A 22,315-nucleotide genomic window follows, 5' to 3' on the forward strand; every position below is an offset into this window, starting at 1 on the left:
ATCAACTGGGATGAACGCGCCCGAGGAAATCTCGCATCAGTGCGGTGACCTCTTCGAGATGCGTCTCGAGCAGCCAGTGGCCGCCGCCGAGCAGATGCAGTTCCGCATCCGGCAGATCGTGGAGATAGGCGCGCGCCGATTGTTCCGGCATGTAGTGGTCGTTGGGACCCCAGACGATCAAGGCCGGAGGCCGGTTTTCCCGGAGATATTTCCGGTGCTGCGGAAACCACGCCCGGTTCTCCTTCAGCCCGGCGATCAGGTCGATGGCGATTTCCTTGCGCTGCGGCGTCATCAGCGACCAGTGCAGCGTCCAGAGATCCGGCGGGACGGCGGCGTCCAGAGGCTGCGGCAGGTCGTTGAGGAATTCCTCCTTGAAGGTCGCCTCGCTGATCGCCTCGGCCAGCACCTTCCTCATCTCCGATCGCGGCAGCGACCACGTCGCCTCGATATCCGCATATTTCGGCCCGAGCGCATCCTCATAGGGGATGTCGCCGTTCTGGATGATCAGCGCCACGATGCGCCTGGGATCCTTGATGGCCAGTCGCGCACCGGTGGGCGAGCCAAAATCGTGGAGGTAAAGGGCGAAGCGGTCGATCTCCAGCACGTCGACGAGAGCCTCCAGCCAGGTGGCGTAGCCATCGAAGCTGTAGTTGAAGTCGTCGGGCGTGCCGCTATAGCCGGCGCCGGGAAAGTCCGGCGCAATCAACCGCCAGCGGTCGGCCAGGCGCGGCATGAGGTTGCGGAATTCATAGGAGGAGCAGGGATATCCATGCGGCAGCAGCAAGACAGGCGCACCGCGTCTTCCGGCTTCGCGATAAAACGTCTCGATGCCGGCAACGGTGATCCGGCGATGCTGGACGAGGGCCGCCGTCGGAGCGTCTCCGGCTGCGCCGCTCATCGTCGGTCTTCCTCAAACTGCTCGGCGCCCTCGACCGGCCGCAGCCACGCTTCCCGACGCTTGATCCAGAGTTCGTAGCTCGGCACGAGCGGCGTCGGCGCCTCGGACAGGATGCCGAGCTTGATTTCCGCCTCCTCGTCATCGACGGAAAACAGCCGCGAACCGCAGCCGGTGCAGAAATGCCGGCCTTGGAACGCGCCGGTTTTCCCCACATGTTCGAACTGGCCGGCGGGCCAGATCCCATAGAAGGTGAAGGCCGAACCGCTTTCCTTCCTGCAGTCCATGCAATGGCAGATCCCAACACGAATGGGTTCGCCGCGAACGGAGATGCGCACTTGCCCGCAAAGGCATTGTCCGGAAAATACGGTCATGGCTGATACCCGTTTCGACGATCTTGCGATGCTGTGAAAACGGTCCGGCTCGGGATCGGTTCCCCGCTGCAGGCGGCAAAAGCGGCCTGCAGCTGTCAGATCACCACGGTCTGATTGTCGCGGGCGGCGAAGGATTCGGGGAAGGCGGCCTGGGCCTGGGCTTCCATCTGCGCCAGCTGTTCGTCGGTGCGCGAGGGCGCGTGATGGAAGAGAGCGAAGCGTTTGGCGCCGGCAATCTTTGCCAGCTCGGTGCCGTGCTGCCAGGTCGAATGGCCGAAGCCCTTGAAACGCTGCATCTCGTCTTCATTGTAGGTGCAGTCGTAGACGACGAGATCGGCGTCCCGCATCATCTCCAGCGAGACCGGGTCGTGGCTGCCGGGAATATGCTCGATATCGTAGATCAGCGCGACCGAACGGCCCTGCCATTCGATGCGGTAGCCGATGGCACCGCCCGGATGGTTGAGCATGAAGGTCTTGATCTCGATGCCCTCGTGCGGGGTGAGCACCTGGCCGGGATGGAAATCGCGGAAGTTCATCGTCGCCTGGCAGATGTCGGTCTTCACAGGAAACCAGGGCGGGCTGATGAACTGCTCGACCATTTCGCGCGTGCTCATCTTGCCGTCGAGATGGCCCGACCAGATGTTGACGTTGATCGAGGGATAATAGATCGCCTTGAAAAAGGGCAGGCCGATGATGTGGTCGTAGTGGCAGTGGCTGAAGAACAGGTCGACGTCGCTGACGCCGTCGGCGAGCAACGACAGACCGGCCTCGCGCAGGCCGGAGCCGGCGTCGAAGATCATCCTGTGTTCTCCGCAACGAATTTCGATGCAGGAAGTGTTACCGCCATAGCGGTCGAACTCGGGCCCCGAGACGGGAATACTGCCGCGGACGCCCCAAAATTTTACCTGAAACAGTTCTGTCGTCATCTTTCTTCAAACCGGCCTTCCCGCACCGCCATCGTAAACATAGTTTATCCCGATGCGAAGCAGCAGAATTCCACGGGTTTGCCTGTACCCCCTTTCATTCTCCTAACCGCTAGCGGAAGAAGAAGTAGATTTTCCTAAGCAATCGGCTTTCGCGTCGGAAAGCAACCCGGTATGGTTGGTTTTCGGTAAACGGGCTGCAGGGGCGGGGGCATTTTCCCGTAAGTCATGCCTATTAGATGGTTGCGCGCGATTGAAAAAACAATTGCCGCCATCTCAGCCCGAATCCGGGTGTCAACCACTTGCGCTAAAACGTTTTTGCGACAGCCTGATACAGTTGCAGGCGCCGGTGCGGCGTGAGCGGATTTCTCGTCTGCATTGCATGTCGGCAGAAACAGCATCCTCTGAGAAAATTGTGTTCGCTTCCGCGCGAATGTTTCCTTGATCGGCGTTGCCGAAAAGCGATATATCCGACGATAGTGGAAATATAAGAGACTCGGTGATGCTGCAGCCTGTCGTAAACGAGACCATTGCCGAGAGCAGCTACCGGCGCATTCGGGCCGACATCATTTTCGGGCGGCTGGCGCCCGCCCAAAAACTGAAGCTGGAAAGCCTGAAGGAATCCTACGAGACCAGTATCAGCACGTTGCGAGAGGTGCTGAACCGGCTCTCCTCCGAGGGGCTTGTCGTCGCCGAGGGACAGAAGGGGTTCGAAGTTTCTCCGGTGTCGGTTTCCGACCTCAGGGAGACGGCGGCCATGCGGCTGCTCCTGGAGAGCCATGCCCTGGAGCAGTCATTTGCGCATGGGGACGTGGAATGGGAGGCGCCGCTGGTCGCGGCCCATTACAAGTTGGCGCGGATGGAGCAGGTCATGGCGACCGGTGACACCAGCCGGGCCGAGGACTGGAAGCGTTACGACTGGGAGTTCCACCAGGCGCTGATTTCCGCCTGCGGGTCGAAGCTGCTGATGCAGACCCACTCGGTGATCTTCGACAAATATCTGCGATATCAGATGGTCGCTCTGTCCTACCGCGGCGACGTCGCCGCCGAAGAACATCAGCAGCTTCTGGATGCGGCCTTGCGGCGGGATGCGGAGACGGCGAAGCGGGTGCTTGCGTTTCATATCGAAGGCGGGGTGGAACATGCGCTCGCCAAAGGGACGCTGAAATAGCAACGGACGCCTCTTCGAGGTCAGGGACATCACACATCTCGGCAAACCAGGAAAAGCCATGCTCAAGCAAGTCCACGACCCGGCCGAAACCGTAAGCGATGTCGTTTTCCGGCAGATCCGCGAGGATATCATATCGGGGGTATTGCCGCCGGGGGCCAAGATCAAGCTGGAGCAGGCCAAGGAGCGCTACTCCATCGGCATTTCGTCGCTGCGCGAAATTCTGAGCCGCCTGACCACGGAGAATCTCGTCGTCGCCGAAGGGCAGCGTGGTTTCGAAGTCAGCCCGGCTTCGCGTCGGGAACTGCTGGAACTCGCCGATCTGAGGATCGTTCTTGAAACGCATGCGATCGGCCTTGCATTCGCTGCGGGAAATCTCGAATGGGAGGGGCGCATCGTTGCTGCCCATCACCGGCTGGCCGCCGCCGAGCGCAAGCTGCTGGCGGGCGATATGTCGCGCACGGTCGACTGGGTCCGGTACGATTGGGAGTTCCATCAGGCGATCGTCTCGGCCTGCAATTCAGAGACGCTGATGGCGACCCTGTCTTCCGTCTTCGACCGCTTCCTTCGTTATCATATGCTGGCCGAAAGCTTTCGCGGCAAGCCTGTCGTCGATGACCACCGGCTGTTGTTCGAACTGTCCATTCAACGTGACGTCGCCGGCGCGACCGAGGTGGTTAGACGGCACGTGCAGAGCGGCGTCGAGCATGTGCTGAAGAGCGGCCGCATTCTCTGATTTAAAGCATGTCGCGCAAAAGTGTGCAGCGGTTTTGCGGCAACGACATGCGCAAAACCAAAGAGCTAAAGCGCGAGGAGCGTATCTGAAAGATCGCGCCGCGCTTTAGTAGGCGTCTTTCGGAATTCCTTCGGGACGCATCTGCCTTTTCAGCGCGGCGATGCGGAAAATTGCGTTCGGGGCGCCATAACCGCGATAGCCGCGGCGCTCGACGATCTCGAAAAAGAAACCCTCGCCATAGGTGCCGCTGTAAAGCTGGAAATATTCGCCGTGCTCGTCGCGGTCATAGAGGATGTTCTCCGCTTTCAGCCGCTCGGTCATGACAGGATCGAGCCCGAAGCGGGCTTCGACGTCGTCGTAGTAGTTCGGCGAAATATGCAGGGACCGGAAACCGCAGGCGCGAAGCTTTTCGGCGGTTGCAAAGATGTCGTCGGTCGAAAACGCCAGGTGCTGGATACCCGACCCGAACTTCTCGGCAATGAAATGCCCGGCCAGGGTGCGGCGGTTTTCGGCTCCGTTCATGGTGATGCGCAGCGCGCCAGACTGGTTTTCGACGACCTGGCTGCGCACCACGCCGGCTGGATCGATGATGTCGACCATCGGGGTCTTATGGGTCTCGAAGATCGACGTGTAGAACAGAAGCCAGGTGAGCATTTCATCATAGCCGACCGTCTGGGCGACGTGATCGATGCGGAGAAGGCCGGCAGACGCCGTGCCGGTGTCGTCGGTGACCGGGTGGAAGTCGATTTCGGAAAAGCGGCCGAGAGCGCTCTTGTCGTCGATCAGATAGACGATGCCGCCGCCGACGCCCCGAATGGCCGGCAGCTCGAGTTCACCCTCCGCCACCGGCTGGGCGAAGGGCTCGGCATCGAGAGCAAGCGCACGCGCATATGCCTTTGCGGCATCGTCGACGACCAGCGCCATGGCATAGGCAAACGTGCCATGCACGGCATAGGCCGCATTGGCAAATCCCGCCTGATCGACATTGACGAGAATGCGGATCTCGCCCTGCTCGAATAGGGAGACCTTCTTGCTACGGTGGACGGCGGTCTGTCTGAAGCCGAGGGTGCGCAGCAAGGCCACCAGCTCGACCTCATCCTGTTCGTCCGTGGCAAACTCCACGAAGCCGACACCCTTGACGGCAGCCCTTTCCGGCATCGCCGCCCCGGTCATGCTGCCGGTGCCGAGATCGCGGCGCACCTGATCGCCGAGATAGATCAGCGAGCGGTGGCCATCGGCCGCGATCGGCCGCGACAGGCCGCCTCGAAACTGGTCGTTGAAAATCTCCAGGGAGAAATAGCCGTCATAGCCGGTGGCGGCGACGGCTTCGGTAAAGGCGGTGACGGGAAGGTCGCCTTCTCCGGGCATATTGCGGAAATGGCGGCTCCAATAGAGCAGGTCCATGTCGATATCAGGCGCATCGGCAAGCTGGACGATGAAGATCTTCTCCTTGGGAATCGAGCGGATCGAATTGACGTCGATCTTGCGGGACAAGGTGTGGAAGCTGTCGAGGATCAGGCCGACATTCGGATGATCGGCGCGCCGCACGATCTCCCAGGCGTCGCGGTGGTCGCTGATATGGCGACCCCAGGCGAGCGCCTCATAGCCCACGCGCAGTCCGCGCCGGGCGGCCCGTTCGCCGAGCTCCCGGAAATCGTCTGCCGCCCGGTCAATGCCGCCGATGGCGGCCGGCGAGACGTTCGAGCAGACCAGCACCAAATCCGTTCCAAGCTGCTGCATCACGTCGAACTTCCGTTCGGCGCGATCGAAGGTGCGGCTTCTAAGCGGCTCCGGCATGCCCTCGAAGTCGCGAAACGGCTGGAACAGGGTGATCTCCAGCCCATGGTCGCGCACCAGTTTTCCGACATCGGCCGGGCTGCCGTCGAAGGCCAGGAAATCGTTCTCGAAGATTTCGACGCCGTCGAAGCCCGCTCGGGCGATCGCCTCGAGCTTCTCCGGCAGTTCGCCGCTGATCGTCACAGTCGCAATCGAGGTCTTCATATCAAAGCCCTTTCGGCATCCATCGCCAGCCGCGAAAAATCGCTCTCACCTATTATTGCAAATCTCGTGAGGAATTCAAATAGCTTGAGGCATTATAAAATCTCATACGATTTTGAAAAACTCTGTTGATTTACGTGTCCGTCTCTGGCAATCATTCCTCCCACAGTCAAAAGGTGAGGTGGCTGTCCGGTCGAACGACCGCCAAAGAGGAGGAAACACAATGTTCAAATCTATGCTGACGCGCCGAAACGCGATGCTCGGAGCGGCGGCCCTGGTGGCTGCCGTCACCGTGGCGCAACCGGCCGCTGCCATCACGCCTGACGAAATCAAGGCTCGCGGCAAGATCATCGTCGGAATTCAGGGCGACAACCCGCCTTGGGGCTTTGTGACCAGCGGCGGCAAGCAGGACGGCCTCGATGCCGACATCGCGACGCTGTTCGCCAAGGAGCTGGGCGTTTCCGTCGAATTCGTACCGCTCGAAGTCAACAACCGCATTCCGGCGCTGACGGCGGGGCGCGTCGACGTTCTGTTCGCGACCATGGCAATGCTGCCGGATCGCGCAAAGGCGGTGCAGTTCAGCAAGCCCTATGTTGCCAATGCCATCGTCCTGATCGGTCCCAAATCGGCGGAGATCAAGACGAATGCCGATATGGCCAAGTTCAGCGTCGGCGTCGCCAAGGGTGCGGCACAGGACACGCAGGTGACGAAGAACGCGCCTGAAGGCACGACGATCCGCCGCTATGACGGAGACGCTGCGAGCGTTCAGGCCCTGGTTTCCGGCCAGGTCGATACGCTGGGCGGCAACATCTTCTATATGGACCGGGTCAACAAGGCGCGTCCGGGCGAATTCGAAAACAAGCTTGAATTCCAGAAACTTTATAACGGCGCTTGCACGCGTCTCGGCGAGAAGGAAATCAATGCGGCGCTCAACACCTTCATCGACAAGATCAAGACAAACGGCGATCTCAAGGCCGTCTACGACAAGTGGATGAAGGTCCCGGTCCCGGAATTCCCGGAGAAGCTGGAAGGCATTCCGTTCGCGGCGAACTGAGCCAGCGTCGGTTCGCGTCCGTGGCTGCAGATTGCCCCTCACCCTAACCCTCTCCCCGTAAAAACGGGGCGAGGGGACGTGCCCCACGAAACGCTGGTGAGGGACGGAGAGGTTGCCGCATATCCCCTTCTCCCCGCGAGCGGGGAGAAGCTGGCGGCAGCCGGATGAGGGGCAGTCGGCGATCTCCTGCGGTGGGAATTTCCAGACAAAGACCAAAGTGAAGGCGGGCAGGCATGCCCGTCAACGCAACCGCCATGCCCAAGGCCCTGAGGTGCGCGACATGACCAGAACCATTTTTGTGCTCAACGGCCCGAACCTCAACCTGCTGGGTGAGCGCGAACCCGCCATCTACGGCTCGACGACGCTCGCCGATATCAGGGAGAAGTGCCTGGCGAAGGCCGACAGTCTCGGCTTTGCCATCGACTTCCGGCAGACCAATTTCGAAGGCGAGTTGGTGGAAAGCGTGCATCAGGCCCGCAAAGAGGCCTGCGGCATCATCATCAATCCCGCCGGTTATACCTTCACCTCGATCGCGCTTCTCGATGCGCTGAAGATGTTCGAGCCGCCGAAGATCGAGCTGCATATCTCGAATGTTCATGCGCGCGAAAGCATCTACCACAATTCGCTGATCTCGCGCGTCGCCACCGCCATCATGATCGGCTTCGGCGCCCGCGGTTATGAGCTTGCCATCGAAGCAATGGCCGACATGGCGGGAGCAGCGAAAGCATGAATTACAAGCTGGATTTCACCCCTGTCATCGATGGGCTGCCGAGCCTTCTGCTCGGCTGTCTCGGGACCTTCCTGCTTGCCATTTGCGGAATGCTGCTGGCGATCGTCATCGGGATCGGCGGGGTTGCCCTGCGCGATTCCGCGCTCAAACCCTTGCGGTGGCTGGTCATCGCCTTCGTCGAACTGATCCGCAACACGCCGTTCCTGGTGCAGATCTTCTTCATCTATTTCGCGCTTCCGCTCACCGGCATCCGGCTGGATCCGACGCCGACGGCGATCATCGCGCTCGGCATCAACGGCGGCGCCTACGCGATCGAGATCATTCGCGGCGGCGTCCAGTCGATCCCGAAGGGGCAGATGGAAGCCGGCCTGGCGCTTGGCCTGCACAAGGCGCAGGTCTTCCGGCTGATCATCCTCAAGCCGGCATTGCGGGCGATCTATCCGTCGCTGACCAGCCAGTTCGTGCTGTTGACGCTGACCACCAGCATTGCCTCGGCGATCTCGGCCTATGAGCTGACCTCCGTTTCCCAGCGCATCGAATCAGAGAGCTTCCGGAGCTTCGAGGTCTACTTCACGGTCACGCTTTTCTATTTCGTGATTTCCTGGGTGATGATGCGCCTATTTGCGGCGTTTTCCGCCCGCTACTTCAAATATCCCGTCAAGTAGGAGGATTCCATGGGTCACGACGAATTCGTCTTCCTCCTGATCGGTCTGAAATGGACCGTGCTTCTGTCCGCCGTCGGCTTTGTCTGCGGCTGCATTGCCGGGCTCGGCGTCGCTCTCGCCCGCGTCTCGGGCAACCCGCTCTTGGAACGCCTGACCGCCGGTTACATCGCCGTCTTCCAGGGAACGCCGCTGCTGATGCAGCTTTTCGTGGTCTATTACGGCCTGGCCCTGCTCGGGCTGATGCTCGATGCCTGGGTGGCCGTCGCCATCGGGCTGACGCTGCATGCCAGCGCCTATCTCGGTGAGATCTGGCGCGGATCGATCGAAGCGGTGCCGCGTGGCCAGACGGAAGCGGCAAAGGCGCTCAGCCTCAGATACGTCTCCCGCATGAGAGATGTCATCCTGCCGCAGGCGCTGCGCATCTCGCTGCCGGCCACGATCGGCTTCCTCGTGCAGCTGATCAAAGGCACCTCTCTTGCCTCGATCGTCGGCTTCACCGAGCTGACCCGGGCCGGCAACATCATCTCCAACCAGATATTCCAGCCGCTGACGGTCTTCGGCGTCGTCGGCATCCTGTATTTCCTGATGTGCTGCCCGCTGACGATCCTCGGGGCGCGCCTCGAGCGAAAGTTTGCCGCTTCAGCGCGCTGATCCGCACCACTTGTTCGTCGATGCGGCCTTGACCGCCAATCCTGGAGTTCTACCGATGACCAGACCCGTTCCCCCCCAACGCGCGGAAGCCATGATCACCATGGCGCAGGTGGAAAAGTGGTACGGCTCGTTTCAAGCCCTTCACGATATCAACATGACCGTTCGCAGCGGCGAGAGGATCGTCCTGTGCGGCCCTTCCGGCAGCGGAAAGTCGACGCTCATTCGCTGTATCAACCACCTCGAGACCTACCAGAAAGGTCAGATCCGGGTCGGCGGCATCCTTCTCAGCGACCAGGCCAAAACCATCGATGCTATCCGTCGTGAGGTCGGCATGGTCTTCCAGCAGTTCAATCTGTTTCCGCATCTGACCGTGCTGCAGAACTGCATGCTGGCGCCGATGAAGGCGATCGGCGTCGGCAGGGCGGAAGCCGAGGAACGTGCACGCGGGCTGCTCGAGCGGGTCAAGATCCTGGAACAGGCCGACAAATACCCGGTCCAGCTTTCCGGCGGCCAGCAGCAGCGCGTCGCCATCGCCCGGGCGCTCTGCATGCGGCCGAAAGTGATGCTGTTCGACGAACCGACGTCGGCGCTCGACCCGGAGATGGTCAAGGAAGTGCTGGATACGATGATCGCGCTGGCCGACGAGGGCATGACGATGATCTGCGTCACCCATGAAATGGGCTTTGCCCGCCAGGTCGCCGATCGGGTGATCTTCATGGCCAGCGGCGCGATCGTCGAAGAAGCCCCGCCGGCCGAATTCTTTACCAACCCGCAGCACGAGCGGACCCGGAAATTTCTGGGAGAAATCCTGCGGAAATAATCGGTCTCAGGGCCGATATCTCGTCAAATTCCGGAGCCGATCATGAAGCCATTGAAGATTGCAGTCATGGGAGCCGGCCTGATCGGCAGACGCCATGCCGAGCGCGTCATATCCGAGCCCGGAACCGTTCTCTCCGCCGTGATCGATCCGTCTGCGGCTGGCCGCGACTTTGCCCGCAATGCCGGCGTCCGGTGCTACGCGTCCTTCCAGGACATTCCTGGCGAGGACAGGCCCGACGGTGTCATCGTGGCAACGCCGAACCAGCTTCACGTCGAGAATGCCATGGAGCTTATCGCCGCCGGCATTCCCGTTCTCATCGAAAAGCCGATCGCCGACGACGTCGACGCCGCCGCAGCGCTCGCTGCCGCCGGCGAGAGGGCAGGGATACCGCTCCTCGTCGGCCATCACCGGCGCCACAACCCGATGATCCAGGCGGCCAAACAGATCGTCGACGGCGGCAGGCTTGGCCGGATCGTCACGGTGCACGGCACCTTCTGGGTCGCCAAGCCCGACAACTATTTCGACATCCCCTGGCGGCGGGAAGCCGGCGCCGGCCCGATCTTCGTCAACCTGATCCATGATGTCGACCTGTTCCGATTTCTGTTTGGCGAGGTCGAAGCCGTGCATGCGATGGAATCGCACGCCGTGCGCCACCACGCCGTCGAGGATACTTCAGTCGTCTCGTTGCGGTTCGCAAACGGTGTTCTCGCCACGCTGACCGGCAGCGATGCGGTGGCCGCACCCTGGAGCTGGGAGGCGACCACCGGCGAGAACCCGGCATTTCCCCGTTATCCCAAACATTGTTATCAGATCGGTGGCACGAAGGGTTCGCTCGGCATTCCCGATCTGACGCTTTGGACGAGCACGGCCGAGCCGGATTGGCTGGCGCCGCTTGCCGAGGAGCGCGTGGCTTACGAAGTCGCCGATCCGCTTTGCCGTCAGCTCAGCCATTTTTGCGATGTCATTCGCGGCGAAGCCACGCCGCTCGTGAGCGGGCGGGAGGGGCTCGCCACCCTCAGGGTCGTCGAAGCGATCAAGAGATCGGCGCGCTCGGGGCAGATGATCCACCTCTCTGACGCCGGCGCCTTTGCCGATCCTGAGAAAGTCTAGCCACATGATCACCGGGACGACCAAACTCATCGCCCACCTCGGTTATCCCACCGAGTCCTTCAAGGCGCCGCTGATCTACAATCCGTATTTCGAGAAGAACGGCATCGACGCGGTCGTCGTGCCGATGGGCTGCAGGCCGGAGGATTATCCGGCGTTCTTGAAGCTTGTCTTCCGGCTCTCCAATATTCACGGCGCGCTCATCACCATGCCGCACAAGATTGCGACGATGGCGCTGCTCGACGAAACCTCGACCAATGCCAAAGTCGCAGGCTCGTGCAATGCGGTGCGCCTCGATTCGAACGGCAGGCTGATCGGCGACATGTTCGATGGCGAAGGCTTTGTGCGGGGCGTTCTGCGCAAGGGTAAAAAGGTCGAAGGCGCAAATGCGCTGGTCGTCGGCGCCGGCGGCGTCGGTTCGGCGATCGCGGCATCCCTCGCAAAGGCGGGTGTCGCCCATCTCGCGCTCTTCGACGCCAACGAGACGACCGCGACCGCGCTGCTCGACCGGCTGAAGACATATTATCCCCACCTCCACGTCACGATCGGCTCGCTCGATCCGGCCGGCTTCGACGTCGTCGTCAACGCGACACCGCTTGGAATGCGGCGGGGCGACCCTCTGCCGATCGACGTCGACCGCATCTCCCCCTCGACTTTCGTCGGCGAGGTGGTGTTGAGCAAGGAGATCACCCCTTTCCTGGAGGCCGCCCGGGCGCGCGGCTGCGCCTTTCAGGTCGGCACGGATATGCTGTTCGAACAGATCCCCGCCTATCTCGAATTCTTCGATTTCCCGACAACGACGGCCGACAATCTGCGGGCCATCGCCAAGCTTGGTTGATGACTGAGCCGAAATTGCTCAGGATCGCGCGAATATCGATGATGCGGCGCGCACGCAGAGGTAAATGATGAAGACAAAGCGGTTTAAAAGCGCTGTTTTCGAGGCGATCCACAGTGCGGTCGCAGCCATGCACGGTGCCGGCACAGCCGACAGAGAAACGATGCGCTCCTTCGATGAAACGTGCCTCGTTTCGCCTCAGGTAAAAGCGCGAGGCGCAGACCTGAAAGATCGCGACGCGCTTTAGGCAGTTCCAAGCCGCCTGATATTTCCTGTTAGCTCCGCTGCGAGGCGCAAGCTGGCGGCGGTTGCCATCGTCATTTGCGGCAGCAGCAGCCATTCGAGCGTCCAGGCAGCACCGGAGCGTTCCTGTTCATGGACGAGGGACTGGTGGATGCCCGACAGCGCCGTCGCGTTGAAGCGTGCGAGCGCGACCAGGGTTTCGGCGGCGACCGGATTCTGCTTGTGGGCCATCGCCGACGAGGTGCCGCCGCCTGCGATTTCGATCTCCTGGCCTGCCTGGGCAAGCAGGGCGATATCCTGGCCGATCTTGCCGAGGCTGCCGGAGATCGATGCAAACAGGCCGGCGATATCGGCGATCGGCAGACGCCCGCTCTGCCATTGCCTGGCGTCGGTCAGGCCGAGTTCCTGGGCGAGCGCGGCGCGAACGGCTGCGGCCTGCGGCCCAAGCTTATCCAGCGTGCCGGCGGCGCCGCCGAACTGGACGGGAAAACTCTGCTCGGTCAGGCGGTCGCGACAAGTTTCCAACGGTGCGCGCCATGCGTCGAGACGGTCGGAGACGGCGATCGGGATCGCCGCCTGCATGCGGGTGTGGCCCATCAGCCGGCTGTGGCCGAACTGGCGATCGAGTCCGTCGAGCGCTCCGGCAATAGTGGAAAGCCGGCCGGCGAACAGGAAGACCACGGCCTTCAGCCTGATCATCAGGCTGGTGTCGATCACATCCTGGCTGGTGGCGCCGAGATGCAGGCTTTTTGCTGCCTCCTCGCCGACTTCGGCGCGCAGTTGCCTGATGAAATCGGGGATGACGACGCCATCCCGCGCGGTCGCCGAGCGAAGACTGGCGAGATCGGGAGAAAAGCCGGCGCAGGCTGCGGTGATCTTTCTTGCCGCTTCCGCTGGGATCAGGCCATGCGTGGCTTCCGCTCTCGCCAGCGCGGCCTCGAAGGAGGCCATGGCGCGCAGATCAGCCTCGGCGGAGAAATAGGGCGCGATTTCATCGTCGCCGAGCAGGCCGGAGAGGAAGGGATGGTCGAAGGGCGATGCGGTCATGGATTGCTCGTTGCGTGGTCGCCCCCTCATCCGGCTGCCGCCACCTTCTCCCCCAGGGGAGAAGGGGTTTTGAGGCAATGCCGGCGCCTAAGGGCCAAGTGATCTCGTGTGGCACTGTTCCCCTCTCCCCCACGGGGAGAGGGCAGGGTGAGGGGGCTTCTTGCACGGCACTCTCCGCCTCCAGAACCCCCTCAAATATCCAAAAACACCGTTTCCTTCGCACCCTGCAGATGAATGTCGAAATGGCAGATGGCGCCGTCGCGGGTGGCGATCATGGTGGCGACACGCTCGCGATGTTCGATGCGCAGAAGCAGCGGGTCGGCGGCGTTGGCTTCCGTCTCCTCCGGGAAATACATCCGCGTGTGCAGGCCGATATTGATGCCGCGGGCGACGATCCAGACGGTGATGTGCGGGGCTTGTCTGCGGCCGTCCTTGAAGGGGACGCGGCCGGGCTTGATGGTGTCGAAGCTGTAGACGCCGTCTTCGCTGCGGGTCGGGCAGCGGCCCCAGCCGGTGAAATTGGGATCGGCGGTGCCGCGCATTTCCGAGGGGCTGTTGTAGAGGCCGGCGCTGTCGGCCTGCCAGATCTCGACGACGGCATCGCGCACCAAAGCGCCGGCGCCGTCGAGGATGCGGCCGGTGACGGTGATACGCTCGCCGAGCGTCTTCTCGTTGACCATCTGGGTGCCGAGATCGGCATCGTAGACGCCCGTGATGTCGCAGAAATTCGGCGTCAGGCCGATGTGGACATAGGGGCCGGCCGTCTGCGACGGGGTTTCCTTGAGATAACCGAGCTGCTGCATGGTCAATTGCCCTCCAGCCTGTTTTCGAACATCGTCGAGCGGCGGCCGCGCAGCACGATATCGAATTTATAGGCGCGTGAGTCCATCGGGATCGTATTGCCCCAGTCGAGCGGCGCAATCAGCTGCTCGATCGCCGCCTTGTCGGGGATCGTGCCGACGATCGGACATTTCCAGATCATCGGATCGCCCTCGAAATACATCTGGGTGATCAGCCGCTGGGCAAAGCCGTGGCCGAAAACCGAGAAATGGATATGGGCCGGGCGCCAGTCGTTGACGCCGTTCGGCCAGGGATAGGCGCCGGGCCGCACCGTGCGGAAATGGTAGCGGCCTTCCTCATCGGTGACGGCGCGGCCGCAGCCGCCGAAATTCGGGTCGATCGCCGCCAGATAGGATTCCTTCTTGTGGCGATAGCGGCCGCCGGCATTGGCCTGCCAGAATTCGACCAGCGCGCCGGCAACCGGCTTTGCCCGTTCGTCGAGCACGCGGCCATGGACGATGATGCGCTCGCCAATGGCGCTTTCGCCGGGCCGCGCATAATTCAGGATCAGGTCGTTGTCGAGATCGCCGATCATCGAATGGCCGAAGACCGGGCCGGTGGTTTCGGAGATCGTGCCGTCGAGCGAGAGCAGGGCGCGCTGGGGGGCGCGCAGCACCGAGGTTTTGTAGCCGGGGGTCAGCGCCGGCGCGTGCCAGGCGCGGTCGCGGGCGAAGAAGGCGCCGGTCTCGGGCTTGCGGTTCGGTAATTCGGACATTTTCCTCCCTCAGGCCGCCTTTTCGGCGTCCATTTGTTCAAAGGCCTGCTTGGCGATCTTGATCGCATGATTGGCGGCGGGAACGCCGGCATAGATCGCCACATGCAAGAGCGCCTCGCAGACATCCTCGCGGGTCGCACCTGTGTTGGCGGTGGCGCGCACATGCATGGCAACCTCGTCGTCCTGGCCGAGTGCCGCCAGCAGCGCGATGGTGACGATCGAGCGCTCGCGTTTGCTCAGCCCCGGGCGCGACCAGACATGGCCCCAGGCGGCTTCGGTGATCAGCTCCTGGAAGGGCCGGTCGAACTCGGTCGCCGCGGCCGCAGCACGGTCGACATGGGCGTCGCCGAGCACGGCGCGGCGGGTCGCCATGCCTTGCCGGTAACGCTCGGAGGAGGCGGTCTCGTTCATCGGTTGGTTTCTCCAGGCGGAAGAGACGTCAGAAAGGCGCGGATGATCGCCGTCAGCGCTTCCGGCTGCTCGACGCAGGGAATATGGGCGCAATCTGGGATAACTTCGTAGCGGGCGCCGGGGATCAGCTTCGCTGTGGAAAGCACGAGAGCGGGCGGCGTCGAGCCGTCCTGGTCCCCGACGATGCAGATCGCCGGAACCGCGATCCTCTTTGCCGCTTCGGTGAAATCGGCATCGCGGATCGCTTCGCAGGCGGCGATATAACCCTCGACCGGCTGGCGCGTCAGCATGTTGCAATAGCCTGAATAGGCGGTGTTCTCCGGCCGGCGGAAGGCAGGCGTGAACCAGCGCTCCATGATGGCGTCGACAATGCTGCCGATGCCGTTCTTCTCGACCGCGGCGATGCGGGCATTCCAGCTTTCGGCCGTGCCGATCTTATGGGCGGTGTCGCTGAGGATGAGGGCGTGCACGAGATCCGGCCGGCGCTGATAGAGCGACTGGGCGATGAGGCCGCCGACGGAGAGGCCGCAGATGACCGCATTCTTGACCGAGAGCAGATCGAGCAGGCCGGCGAGATCGGTCGCATGATCCTCGATCGATGCGGGGAGCTGGCCGACATCGGAAAGCCCGTGGCCGCGCTTGTCGTAGAGCAGGACGGCGTAGTCGCCGGCAAGCCGCACCACGACGTCGCGCCAGATGCGGAAATCCGTTCCCAGCGAGTTGATGAAGACGATCACCGGCCGATCGGCGGGCGCGCCGATGACCTGATAGTGGATCGTTACGTCGTTTATGCGGGCAAACTGCACGTCAATCTCCTCCGTCATCAAGTCAGTTCAGCCGGGGGCGCGCCCCTCATCCGGCTGCCGCCACCTTGCCTGGGTCGAGCCACAGGTCTCGACCCGTCCTTCGGACCCCCGCAGGCGGGGAGAAGGGGATATGTCGCACCGTCTCCCTAAACCTCGACGCTGCGTTTGGCACGTCCCCTCGCCCCGCCTGCGGGGAGAGGGTTAGGGTGAGGGGCAGCCTTTGGCGCTTCCGTCATCCCAGGGCTTGACCCGCGCATCACGCGGCATTCGCGGCATGGATCCTCGGGTCAAGCCCGAGGATGACGGAGAGTGGGGTTGGCTGGCCCTCACAAATTGCACGTCACTTCCTCATCAAGTCAGTTCCGCCGGCAAGTGCGTTTCCGACACGGTCGCCGACGCCGCGAATGGCTCCGTCCGTCTCTCCACCCTCCGTCATGCTCGGGCTTGACCCGAGCATCCACGCGGCGCCCACCGGCAGCCGCGGCATGGATCCTCGGCTCAAGGCCGAGGATGACGGAGAGTGGGGGAGGCTCTTCGCCAAACTCGTCCCCGGCATGCAAAGCCCACCCAACGGCACATACTTCTAAAGATGAAACTGACCGGTTGATCCGGTTAAGTAAAATGATATTTATCAGCCTTTCGATAACCTCGGAGTTATGTGAACGATGATCGACAGCCGCGTGAAGTTTCGTCATTTGCAGACCTTTGTCGAGGTGGCGCGGCAGAAGAGCGTCATGAAGGCGGCGGAGTTGCTGCATGTCAGCCAGCCGGCGGTGACGAAGACGATCCGCGAACTGGAGCAGGTGCTCGGCGTCGACGTCTTCGAGCGCGACGGCCGCGGCATCAAGATCACCCGCTACGGCGAGGTCTTCCTGCGCCATGCCGGGGCGGCGCTGACGGCGCTGCGCCAGGGGCTCGATTCCGTCTCGCAGGAGCAGTTCGCCGATGCGCCGCCGATCCGCATCGGCGCCCTGCCGACGGTGTCGTCACGCATCATGCCGCGGGCGATGGAACTCTTCCTCAAGGAGCGGACCTGGAGCCGGGTGAAGATCGTCACCGGCGAGAATGCCGTGCTGCTGGAGCAGCTTCGCGTCGGCGATCTCGATCTCGTCGTCGGACGTCTGGCGGGTGCGGAGAAGATGGCAGGCTTTTCCTTCGAGCATCTTTATTCCGAGCAGGTCGTGTTTGCCGTGCGCGCCGGTCATCCGCTGCTCGACGCTGGGCAATCGCCCTTCTCAGGTTTCGGCGATTACACGGTGCTGATGCCGACGCGGGGTTCGATCATCCGGCCGGTGGTCGAAAATTTCCTCATCGCCAACGGCGTCTCCAGCCTGCCGAACCAGATCGAAACGGTCTCGGATTCCTTCGGCCGCGCCTTCCTGCGCTCGAGCGATGCGATCTGGATCATTTCCAATGGCGTGGTGGCCGACGACGTCGCCGACGGGCGGCTGGCGCTGCTGCCGGTCGATACCGGCGAGACCAGGGGGCCGGTCGGGCTGACGATGCGCGCCGATGCCGTGCCGTCGGCGCCGCAATCGATCCTGATGCAGACGATCCGCGAAGCGGCCGGGGAGATTTCCTGAGCCTCCGCTCTTTAATTCTGGTTGTAGTTTGCCCAGATTTAGACTATGTCTAATTCAGGACAGGAGGCTGTTATGCAGCATGCACGACGCAGGGAGCAGCGGGAAAGCCAGGGGCCGCAGCGGCTTGAGACCGAGCGGTTTGCGCCTGTAAATCGCAAAAGGCTGAGTGCGCCGGCCTTGCGAACCTTCCTGGCGATCGCCGATCTCTGGGGTTTGAGCGAGGAGCAGCGGCTGCTCGTGCTCGGCTATCCCTCCCGGTCGACCTATCACAACTGGGCCAAGCAGGCGCGCGAGCACGGGGCCTTCACGCTCGATGTCGATACGCTGACCCGGATCTCCGCCGTGCTCGGCATTCATCAGGCGCTCGGCGTGCTGTTTGCCGACGAACGCGCCGGCGTCGCCTGGCTGCGCGTGCCGCATCAGGCGCCGGTGTTCGGCGGGCATCCGCCGCTCGATATCGTGACGAATGGGACCCAGGACGGGCTGATGACCGTGCGCCGCTTCCTCGATGGCGCCCGCGGCGGTGTCTACATGCAGCCGAATAGGCTCGACGAGGCCTTCACGCCTTATGAAGATGCGGACGTCGTCTTCCGGTGAGTGAGCGTTTTGCCGCGGCGCCGCGTCCGTCCTATCGGCTGATCCCATCGCAATTTCCGCCGATCGGGCTTTTCGACACGGTGACCCGGGCGGCCGATCTCGAAGCCGTGATGGAACTCGTCGGCTGGACCAACGACCGTCTCGTCGCCGACCGCATCCAGCGGCTCCCCGAGGATGAGTGGGTCTATGGCAGTGCGAATGCCAGCATCGTCATGGCGGCGTTCCTGCATGTCGCCCCCGGCGGCATGCGCTTCAACGGCCCCGATCTCGGCGCCTGGTATGCCGCCGACAATCTGAAGACCGCCGCCGCCGAGGTCGGCCATCATCTCCGGCGCGAGGTCGTCGCCCGCGGCGTGGCGACGATGGCGCGCACCTATCGAAGCTATGCGGCCACTCTGATTGGCGACTATCTCGACATTCGCGGCGAGCAGGCGCTGCGGCCCGATGTCTATAACAGTGCGAGCTATGCGGCGTCGCAGATGCTGGGCGAAGAGGTGCGTTCGAGCGGCGGCGCCGGCATTCTTTATGACAGCGTCCGCCTGAGAGGCGGGGTCAACATCGCTGCGCATCGGCCGCGCAACATTCGCGATGTGCTGCAGGCCGATCACTTCGAAATCACCGTTTTCGCCGCCGACCGGCGCATCGATGTCAGGAAGCTTGCAAGCTAGAGGCGTTCCGCCCAGGCCTTTGCCGCTTTCGCCATCGCAGCGAGGTGATCGGCAGCGGAGAAGCCGGAGATTGTCTTGCGCGGCTTGAGGTCGTGGTCTCCGTCCTCGAGCCAGAGGATTTCGATCCGGTGGGAGAGAACGTAGCCCGGCACCTCGTCGCGCGTGCCGAATTCGTCGCGCGTTCCCTGGCAGATCAGCGTGGGCGTTGTCAGCCCCTTGAGATGGGCCGTGCGTAGTTTCGTCGGCTGGCCGGGCGGATGGAAGGGATAGCCGAGGCAGAGCAGGCCGGCGATCTTGCCCCTGCCATGGAGATCGTCGGCGATCATGCTGGCGACCCGGCCGCCCATCGACTTGCCGCCGATGATCAGCGGGCCGCTGACGCCGAGTTCGGCAATCGCTGCTTCATATTCGGGATTGAGCGTTTCGGCCCGAGGCGGCGGCTTGCGGATTCCGCTGCGGCGGGCGGCCATATAGGCGAATTCAAACCTGATGACCCTGAAGCCGGCGCCGGCAAGCGCTTCCGCCGCTGCTGTCATCGACGCGGAATCCATCGGCGCGCCGGCGCCATGGGCCAGCAGGATGGTGAAGCGTGCATCCTGCGGCCCCTGGAGCAGAAATCTGTCGAGCATCGGCAATCCTCCATAGCGTCATCGGAACCATCTCGACGGCCGTGACTTCTTGCCTGAAAGGAGACAGACAATGTCGACGAATGACGAAAACGTAAAGCCCGAGCAGCGGCGCCCCAAGGATGTCGGCGCAGTCCCCGACAAGCCGGAGCCTGCCGATGCAGAATCGCTGGCGCCACCAACGGTGCAGCCGGCTGGGGCGGGCGACAAAAGCGAACGGCCGGTCGTCAATCCCGTAACCGGCGTCGCTTTTTAGGGATCGCAAAATTATGATGCCTATCGGCCCTTGAAACCGCGGCGGAGAGGGGACATATAGCGGTCCTGCCTGAAAAATGGATGCATGGGGTATCGACGTCGTCGAACTCTTTGCTGTCCGACAGGATAAGGGCGCTCCCCGCAAGGGTCGAGCGCCCTTTTTGCTTTTCAGACATTGCATTCGCCGAGACGTTTGTTCCGATCCGGGTGATCGTGACGAACTCCCACCATACTCTATATAGCACTTCGGAATCCCGAAATTGGTTGGGGCATTGAAATCATTGTCTGTTTTTCCGCGATGACATTGCGAAAAGGCCGGCGGATTTCGGAATCCCGAAGCGGCAGTCCTTCGGGATTCCGAAGTGGGATTTTTTCCCGCCGCGGTTTTTCGCCGGCGCTGTCGATTTTCGCATCCGCCGATCGTCATCCTAACGATGTGCTGCAATCGTGCGGCAACAGAAGGAGGAAATGTCATGGATCATCAGCATCTCGTCCCCGCCGCTATGCTTGCGGCAAAGAACGGCGTCCGCTTCCCCAATGAGAGCGAGGCGTATCGCAGCGCCCGCGATGCGCTGCTTGCCGAAGAGATCGAATTGCGCCGCCACATCGAACGCGTGGCGGTACAGCGCCGGGCGCTGCCGCCGGGCGGCGCGGTGACGAAAGACTACCGCTTCGAAGGCGTTGACGGGCCGATAGCTTTCAGTGAGCTCTTCGCCGACAAGGAAACGCTGGTCGTCTACAGCTATATGTTCGGCCCACAACGAGAGCGCCCATGCCCGATGTGCACCTCACTGCTGTCGGCCTGGGACGGCGAGGTGCCGGATATGCTGCAGCGCGTCGGGCTTGCCGTCGTCGCCCGCTCGCCGCTCGAACGGCTGCTCGCCTTCAAGAAGGAACGCGGCTGGAATCACCTGCCGCTTTATTCCGACACGACGGATGAATACAGCCGCGACTATCACGCCATCGGCAAAGATGGCAGCGATGACGCGGCTTTCAACGTCTTCACGCGGCGCGACGGCACCATCCGCCATTTCTGGAGCGGAGAGATGGGCGGGGTAACGGCCGATCCCGGCGAGGATCCGCGCGGCGCACCCGATCTGATGCCGCTCTGGACCGTGCTGGATTCAACGCCGGAAGGCCGGGCGCCGGACTGGTATCCGAAGCTGTCTTATTGAGGCCGTAGGCCGTCAGCCGGTGGAGCGGTTTCTCGACGTTTCGATCCATTCGAGATTGGCGACAGAAGCCTCCGGCAGCGGTGATGGATCGACGTCGTAGACATAGCCGGCGAGCATGTCGGCGGCGCGTTCCGCTGCCTTGATCTTCGCCTCGGTTTCCGCGACCGCCTTGCCGATCGCTTCGATGCGGGCGCGGAACATGTGCGCGAGCACATCGCGGCCGGACTGTTTTTCGAGCCGTTCCAGATGCAGGCCGATGCGCGAGGCGTGGCGTTCCAGTTCGCTCTTGCTGAAGCGGGCCTTGCGCAGTTCCTCGGAAAGGCTTTCCTGCATGACGGCGACGGGATCGAAACTTCCGGGCACGCGCTCGTCGAGCACTGCGTCGGTGACGAGCTTCTCGATCATGACGAGCGCCTGCAACTCGGCGGCGTCGGCGAGTTCGACGTCATAGCCGGTATCGTCATAAACCTTGCGGCGGACGGGATCGAGAAGCAGCGCGTAGGCTTTCTGCAGATTGTCGAAGGCTTGCGAATCTCCGCCCGAATCCGGGTGGGCGACTTTTGCATGCTTGCGATAGGCGGCCTTCAGCTGCGCCTCATTCGCATCGCGTTCAACGCCGAGAATATCGTAGGGATCCGTCACGCCCGCTCCATTGCTACCCCGCACGTCGGGCAGTCTAGGTCTTCTTCTGCATCAGAAAGGCGAAGTTTAGACCGAAAGCAGGAATGACGTCCATGGCCCGAAAAAGCAACGGTTCGCGCAAATGCCCTGGCCGTTTTTCGATTATCGAATTTTTTCAAGCCGTTGCGCCAAGATCAGCCGGCGTCGATCGAAGCAAGATAACAGGTTGCCTCGCCATCGATTTTGAGTTCGATTCCCACTGCATCCGTCATCAGCAGCGCATCGCCTGATGCAAGCGAGCCGGTTTCATCGCCCTGCCGGAACGACAGCGCGCCGCGGTGGCAGAGCAACAGGCATGACGACGCCGTCAGCGGCAGGGTCTTGCCGCCATCGATTTCGATCCGCACCAGCGTGTGAACAAGGCCCGCGCGGCGGGTCATGACGTTGAGATCGGTGATCGCGCCGTCCTGGAGCCTGGCGGCGACCGGGATATCCGCCGGAAAGGCGAGGGGATCGCTCGCCGTCGTCAGCAGCGCCGGCGCCTTGCCTTCGATGTCGAGCGTCATCCCATTACCGTTCAGGATCGCCAGCGTGCGGTCGATGCCGGGAAAGATCGAGAACGGCCCATCCGTTGCGACGGTCGCCATGCTGACGCGCCAGTCGAAGCCGGCAAGGCCGGCATCTTCGGGCGAAACGGCGATCTCCACCGTTTCGCCGCCGCCGTTTTTCCACGGCATGCGCTTGTGATCGGCCGCCCGCAGGATCTTCACGG

At 62.5% G+C, this 22,315-nt stretch carries 27 protein-coding genes; 15 read left to right on the forward strand and 12 right to left on the reverse strand.

The genetic code is table 11. The features are described 5' to 3' along the window. Nucleotide 1 precedes the first annotated feature (1 nt). From QMO80_RS26430 to QMO80_RS26440, 3 genes are all read right to left on the reverse strand, one after another. Nucleotides 2-898 carry an alpha/beta fold hydrolase gene (locus QMO80_RS26430; RefSeq protein ID WP_283200858.1) on the reverse strand — a complete coding sequence of 299 codons (897 nt, stop codon included), beginning with the start codon at nucleotides 896-898 and terminating at the stop codon, nucleotides 2-4. Next, on the reverse strand, nucleotides 895-1,269 hold the full coding sequence (locus QMO80_RS26435) for a GFA family protein (protein WP_283200859.1): 375 nt from the start codon (nucleotides 1,267-1,269) through the stop codon (nucleotides 895-897). The genes QMO80_RS26430 and QMO80_RS26435 overlap by 4 nt, the downstream gene beginning before the upstream one ends. A 95-nt stretch (nucleotides 1,270-1,364) precedes the next feature. Beyond that, nucleotides 1,365-2,195: an MBL fold metallo-hydrolase gene (locus tag QMO80_RS26440; protein WP_283200860.1), complete on the reverse strand. Its 831-nt coding sequence runs from the start codon at nucleotides 2,193-2,195 to the stop codon at nucleotides 1,365-1,367. 499 nt (nucleotides 2,196-2,694) lie between these two features. On the opposite strand from QMO80_RS26440, the gene QMO80_RS26445 reads away from it, so the two are divergent. Next, nucleotides 2,695-3,363 (forward strand): GntR family transcriptional regulator, encoded by a 669-nt coding sequence (locus tag QMO80_RS26445; RefSeq protein ID WP_088940680.1) that lies wholly within the window; start codon nucleotides 2,695-2,697, stop codon nucleotides 3,361-3,363. A gap of 58 nt (nucleotides 3,364-3,421) precedes the next feature. Beyond that, nucleotides 3,422-4,096, forward strand: coding sequence for a GntR family transcriptional regulator (locus QMO80_RS26450; RefSeq protein WP_184341621.1), 675 nt, complete (start codon nucleotides 3,422-3,424; stop codon nucleotides 4,094-4,096). Between the two features lie 105 nt (nucleotides 4,097-4,201). Here QMO80_RS26450 and QMO80_RS26455 read toward each other — a convergent pair whose 3' ends face one another. Next, nucleotides 4,202-6,097 carry a bifunctional sugar phosphate isomerase/epimerase/4-hydroxyphenylpyruvate dioxygenase family protein gene (locus tag QMO80_RS26455; protein ID WP_283200861.1) on the reverse strand — a complete coding sequence of 632 codons (1,896 nt, stop codon included), beginning with the start codon at nucleotides 6,095-6,097 and terminating at the stop codon, nucleotides 4,202-4,204. 220 nt (nucleotides 6,098-6,317) lie between these two features. Here QMO80_RS26455 and QMO80_RS26460 point away from each other — a divergent pair, with 220 nt between their 5' ends. The 8 genes from QMO80_RS26460 (at nucleotide 6,318) to QMO80_RS26495 (ending at nucleotide 12,203) form a co-directional block, all read left to right on the forward strand. Continuing rightward, a complete protein-coding gene (locus QMO80_RS26460; protein WP_071087126.1) occupies nucleotides 6,318-7,148 on the forward strand; it encodes a transporter substrate-binding domain-containing protein in 831 nt (276 codons plus the stop codon). A 280-nt stretch (nucleotides 7,149-7,428) separates the two neighbouring features. Continuing rightward, nucleotides 7,429-7,878 (forward strand): type II 3-dehydroquinate dehydratase, encoded by a 450-nt coding sequence (locus QMO80_RS26465; protein WP_283200862.1) that lies wholly within the window; start codon nucleotides 7,429-7,431, stop codon nucleotides 7,876-7,878. Next, on the forward strand, nucleotides 7,875-8,543 hold the full coding sequence (locus QMO80_RS26470; RefSeq protein ID WP_012555312.1) for an amino acid ABC transporter permease: 669 nt from the start codon (nucleotides 7,875-7,877) through the stop codon (nucleotides 8,541-8,543). Before QMO80_RS26465 ends, QMO80_RS26470 begins: the two co-directional genes overlap by 4 nt. Nucleotides 8,544-8,552: 9 nt before the next feature. Beyond that, on the forward strand, nucleotides 8,553-9,194 hold the full coding sequence (locus QMO80_RS26475) for an amino acid ABC transporter permease (protein ID WP_097625615.1): 642 nt from the start codon (nucleotides 8,553-8,555) through the stop codon (nucleotides 9,192-9,194). Between the two features lie 55 nt (nucleotides 9,195-9,249). Then, nucleotides 9,250-10,014, forward strand: a complete 765-nt coding sequence (locus QMO80_RS26480; protein WP_283200863.1) for an amino acid ABC transporter ATP-binding protein — start codon at nucleotides 9,250-9,252, stop codon at nucleotides 10,012-10,014. Nucleotides 10,015-10,056: 42 nt separating this feature from the next. Next, nucleotides 10,057-11,124, forward strand: a complete 1,068-nt coding sequence (locus QMO80_RS26485) for a Gfo/Idh/MocA family protein (protein ID WP_283200864.1) — start codon at nucleotides 10,057-10,059, stop codon at nucleotides 11,122-11,124. A gap of 4 nt (nucleotides 11,125-11,128) precedes the next feature. Next, nucleotides 11,129-11,959, forward strand: a complete 831-nt coding sequence (locus QMO80_RS26490; RefSeq protein WP_283200865.1) for a shikimate dehydrogenase — start codon at nucleotides 11,129-11,131, stop codon at nucleotides 11,957-11,959. 64 nt (nucleotides 11,960-12,023) lie between these two features. Further along, nucleotides 12,024-12,203, forward strand: coding sequence for a hypothetical protein (locus QMO80_RS26495; protein WP_283200866.1), 180 nt, complete (start codon nucleotides 12,024-12,026; stop codon nucleotides 12,201-12,203). On the opposite strand, the gene QMO80_RS26500 is transcribed toward QMO80_RS26495, so the two are convergent. The 5 genes from QMO80_RS26500 to pcaD all read right to left on the reverse strand — a co-directional run bounded on the left by QMO80_RS26500 (nucleotide 12,200) and on the right by pcaD (nucleotide 16,018). Next, the gene (locus tag QMO80_RS26500) at nucleotides 12,200-13,246 is read right to left on the reverse strand and encodes a 3-carboxy-cis,cis-muconate cycloisomerase (RefSeq protein WP_283200867.1); all 1,047 of its coding nucleotides are present in this window, start codon (nucleotides 13,244-13,246) and stop codon (nucleotides 12,200-12,202) included. The genes QMO80_RS26495 and QMO80_RS26500 overlap by 4 nt on opposite strands. Nucleotides 13,247-13,437: 191 nt before the next feature. Beyond that, entirely contained in the window at nucleotides 13,438-14,049 is a 612-nt protein-coding gene (gene pcaG / locus QMO80_RS26505; protein WP_283201231.1) for a protocatechuate 3,4-dioxygenase subunit alpha, read from the reverse strand. Nucleotides 14,050-14,051: 2 nt separating this feature from the next. After that, on the reverse strand, nucleotides 14,052-14,801 hold the full coding sequence (pcaH, locus tag QMO80_RS26510) for a protocatechuate 3,4-dioxygenase subunit beta (RefSeq protein WP_283200868.1): 750 nt from the start codon (nucleotides 14,799-14,801) through the stop codon (nucleotides 14,052-14,054). A 9-nt stretch (nucleotides 14,802-14,810) separates the two neighbouring features. Continuing rightward, nucleotides 14,811-15,212 (reverse strand): 4-carboxymuconolactone decarboxylase, encoded by a 402-nt coding sequence (pcaC, locus tag QMO80_RS26515; protein WP_064843055.1) that lies wholly within the window; start codon nucleotides 15,210-15,212, stop codon nucleotides 14,811-14,813. Further along, entirely contained in the window at nucleotides 15,209-16,018 is an 810-nt protein-coding gene (gene pcaD / locus QMO80_RS26520) for a 3-oxoadipate enol-lactonase (RefSeq protein ID WP_283201232.1), read from the reverse strand. Before pcaD ends, pcaC begins: the two co-directional genes overlap by 4 nt. Nucleotides 16,019-16,683: 665 nt before the next feature. On the opposite strand from pcaD, the gene pcaQ reads away from it, so the two are divergent. From pcaQ to QMO80_RS26535, 3 genes are all read left to right on the forward strand, one after another. Further along, on the forward strand, nucleotides 16,684-17,601 hold the full coding sequence (pcaQ, locus tag QMO80_RS26525; protein ID WP_283200869.1) for a pca operon transcription factor PcaQ: 918 nt from the start codon (nucleotides 16,684-16,686) through the stop codon (nucleotides 17,599-17,601). Between the two features lie 72 nt (nucleotides 17,602-17,673). After that, nucleotides 17,674-18,198, forward strand: a complete 525-nt coding sequence (locus tag QMO80_RS26530; protein WP_283200870.1) for an MbcA/ParS/Xre antitoxin family protein — start codon at nucleotides 17,674-17,676, stop codon at nucleotides 18,196-18,198. Then, complete coding sequence (locus QMO80_RS26535; RefSeq protein ID WP_283200871.1) at nucleotides 18,195-18,866, forward strand: RES family NAD+ phosphorylase; 672 nt, start codon at nucleotides 18,195-18,197, stop codon at nucleotides 18,864-18,866. The genes QMO80_RS26530 and QMO80_RS26535 overlap by 4 nt, the downstream gene beginning before the upstream one ends. Here QMO80_RS26535 and QMO80_RS26540 read toward each other — a convergent pair. After that, a complete protein-coding gene (locus QMO80_RS26540; protein ID WP_283200872.1) occupies nucleotides 18,863-19,495 on the reverse strand; it encodes an alpha/beta family hydrolase in 633 nt (210 codons plus the stop codon). The two genes, QMO80_RS26535 and QMO80_RS26540, sit on opposite strands and share 4 nt — an antisense overlap. A 70-nt stretch (nucleotides 19,496-19,565) precedes the next feature. On the opposite strand from QMO80_RS26540, the gene QMO80_RS26545 reads away from it, so the two are divergent. Next, a complete protein-coding gene (locus QMO80_RS26545) occupies nucleotides 19,566-19,748 on the forward strand; it encodes a hypothetical protein (protein WP_179613035.1) in 183 nt (60 codons plus the stop codon). A 472-nt stretch (nucleotides 19,749-20,220) separates the two neighbouring features. Continuing rightward, entirely contained in the window at nucleotides 20,221-20,922 is a 702-nt protein-coding gene (locus tag QMO80_RS26550) for a DUF899 family protein (protein ID WP_283200873.1), read from the forward strand. A gap of 12 nt (nucleotides 20,923-20,934) precedes the next feature. Here QMO80_RS26550 and QMO80_RS26555 read toward each other — a convergent pair whose 3' ends face one another. Further along, on the reverse strand, nucleotides 20,935-21,564 hold the full coding sequence (locus tag QMO80_RS26555) for a J domain-containing protein (protein ID WP_283200874.1): 630 nt from the start codon (nucleotides 21,562-21,564) through the stop codon (nucleotides 20,935-20,937). Nucleotides 21,565-21,737: 173 nt separating this feature from the next. Next, a complete protein-coding gene (locus QMO80_RS26560) occupies nucleotides 21,738-22,313 on the reverse strand; it encodes a HutD family protein (protein ID WP_283200875.1) in 576 nt (191 codons plus the stop codon). Nucleotides 22,314-22,315 lie beyond the last annotated feature (2 nt).

The organism is Rhizobium sp. BT03, assembly GCF_030053155.1.
Classification (GTDB): Bacteria; Pseudomonadota; Alphaproteobacteria; order Rhizobiales; family Rhizobiaceae; genus Rhizobium.

Coding starts and splice junctions, on each gene's coding strand:
- QMO80_RS26450 (WP_184341621.1), top strand. CDS start 3,422: ATGCTCAAGCAAGTCCACGACCCGGCCGAAACCGTAAGCGATGTCGTT.
- QMO80_RS26430 (WP_283200858.1), bottom strand. CDS start 898: ATGAGCGGCGCAGCCGGAGACGCTCCGACGGCGGCCCTCGTCCAGCAT.
- QMO80_RS26490 (WP_283200865.1), top strand. CDS start 11,129: ATGATCACCGGGACGACCAAACTCATCGCCCACCTCGGTTATCCCACC.
- pcaC (WP_064843055.1), bottom strand. CDS start 15,212: ATGAACGAGACCGCCTCCTCCGAGCGTTACCGGCAAGGCATGGCGACC.
- QMO80_RS26440 (WP_283200860.1), bottom strand. CDS start 2,195: ATGACGACAGAACTGTTTCAGGTAAAATTTTGGGGCGTCCGCGGCAGT.
- QMO80_RS26530 (WP_283200870.1), top strand. CDS start 17,674: ATGCAGCATGCACGACGCAGGGAGCAGCGGGAAAGCCAGGGGCCGCAG.
- QMO80_RS26500 (WP_283200867.1), bottom strand. CDS start 13,246: ATGACCGCATCGCCCTTCGACCATCCCTTCCTCTCCGGCCTGCTCGGC.
- QMO80_RS26550 (WP_283200873.1), top strand. CDS start 20,221: ATGGATCATCAGCATCTCGTCCCCGCCGCTATGCTTGCGGCAAAGAAC.
- QMO80_RS26470 (WP_012555312.1), top strand. CDS start 7,875: ATGAATTACAAGCTGGATTTCACCCCTGTCATCGATGGGCTGCCGAGC.
- QMO80_RS26540 (WP_283200872.1), bottom strand. CDS start 19,495: ATGCTCGACAGATTTCTGCTCCAGGGGCCGCAGGATGCACGCTTCACC.
- QMO80_RS26435 (WP_283200859.1), bottom strand. CDS start 1,269: ATGACCGTATTTTCCGGACAATGCCTTTGCGGGCAAGTGCGCATCTCC.
- QMO80_RS26545 (WP_179613035.1), top strand. CDS start 19,566: ATGTCGACGAATGACGAAAACGTAAAGCCCGAGCAGCGGCGCCCCAAG.
- pcaQ (WP_283200869.1), top strand. CDS start 16,684: ATGATCGACAGCCGCGTGAAGTTTCGTCATTTGCAGACCTTTGTCGAG.
- QMO80_RS26495 (WP_283200866.1), top strand. CDS start 12,024: ATGATGAAGACAAAGCGGTTTAAAAGCGCTGTTTTCGAGGCGATCCAC.
- QMO80_RS26480 (WP_283200863.1), top strand. CDS start 9,250: ATGACCAGACCCGTTCCCCCCCAACGCGCGGAAGCCATGATCACCATG.
- QMO80_RS26475 (WP_097625615.1), top strand. CDS start 8,553: ATGGGTCACGACGAATTCGTCTTCCTCCTGATCGGTCTGAAATGGACC.
- QMO80_RS26485 (WP_283200864.1), top strand. CDS start 10,057: ATGAAGCCATTGAAGATTGCAGTCATGGGAGCCGGCCTGATCGGCAGA.
- pcaH (WP_283200868.1), bottom strand. CDS start 14,801: ATGTCCGAATTACCGAACCGCAAGCCCGAGACCGGCGCCTTCTTCGCC.
- QMO80_RS26460 (WP_071087126.1), top strand. CDS start 6,318: ATGTTCAAATCTATGCTGACGCGCCGAAACGCGATGCTCGGAGCGGCG.
- QMO80_RS26455 (WP_283200861.1), bottom strand. CDS start 6,097: ATGAAGACCTCGATTGCGACTGTGACGATCAGCGGCGAACTGCCGGAG.
- pcaG (WP_283201231.1), bottom strand. CDS start 14,049: ATGCAGCAGCTCGGTTATCTCAAGGAAACCCCGTCGCAGACGGCCGGC.
- QMO80_RS26445 (WP_088940680.1), top strand. CDS start 2,695: ATGCTGCAGCCTGTCGTAAACGAGACCATTGCCGAGAGCAGCTACCGG.
- QMO80_RS26465 (WP_283200862.1), top strand. CDS start 7,429: ATGACCAGAACCATTTTTGTGCTCAACGGCCCGAACCTCAACCTGCTG.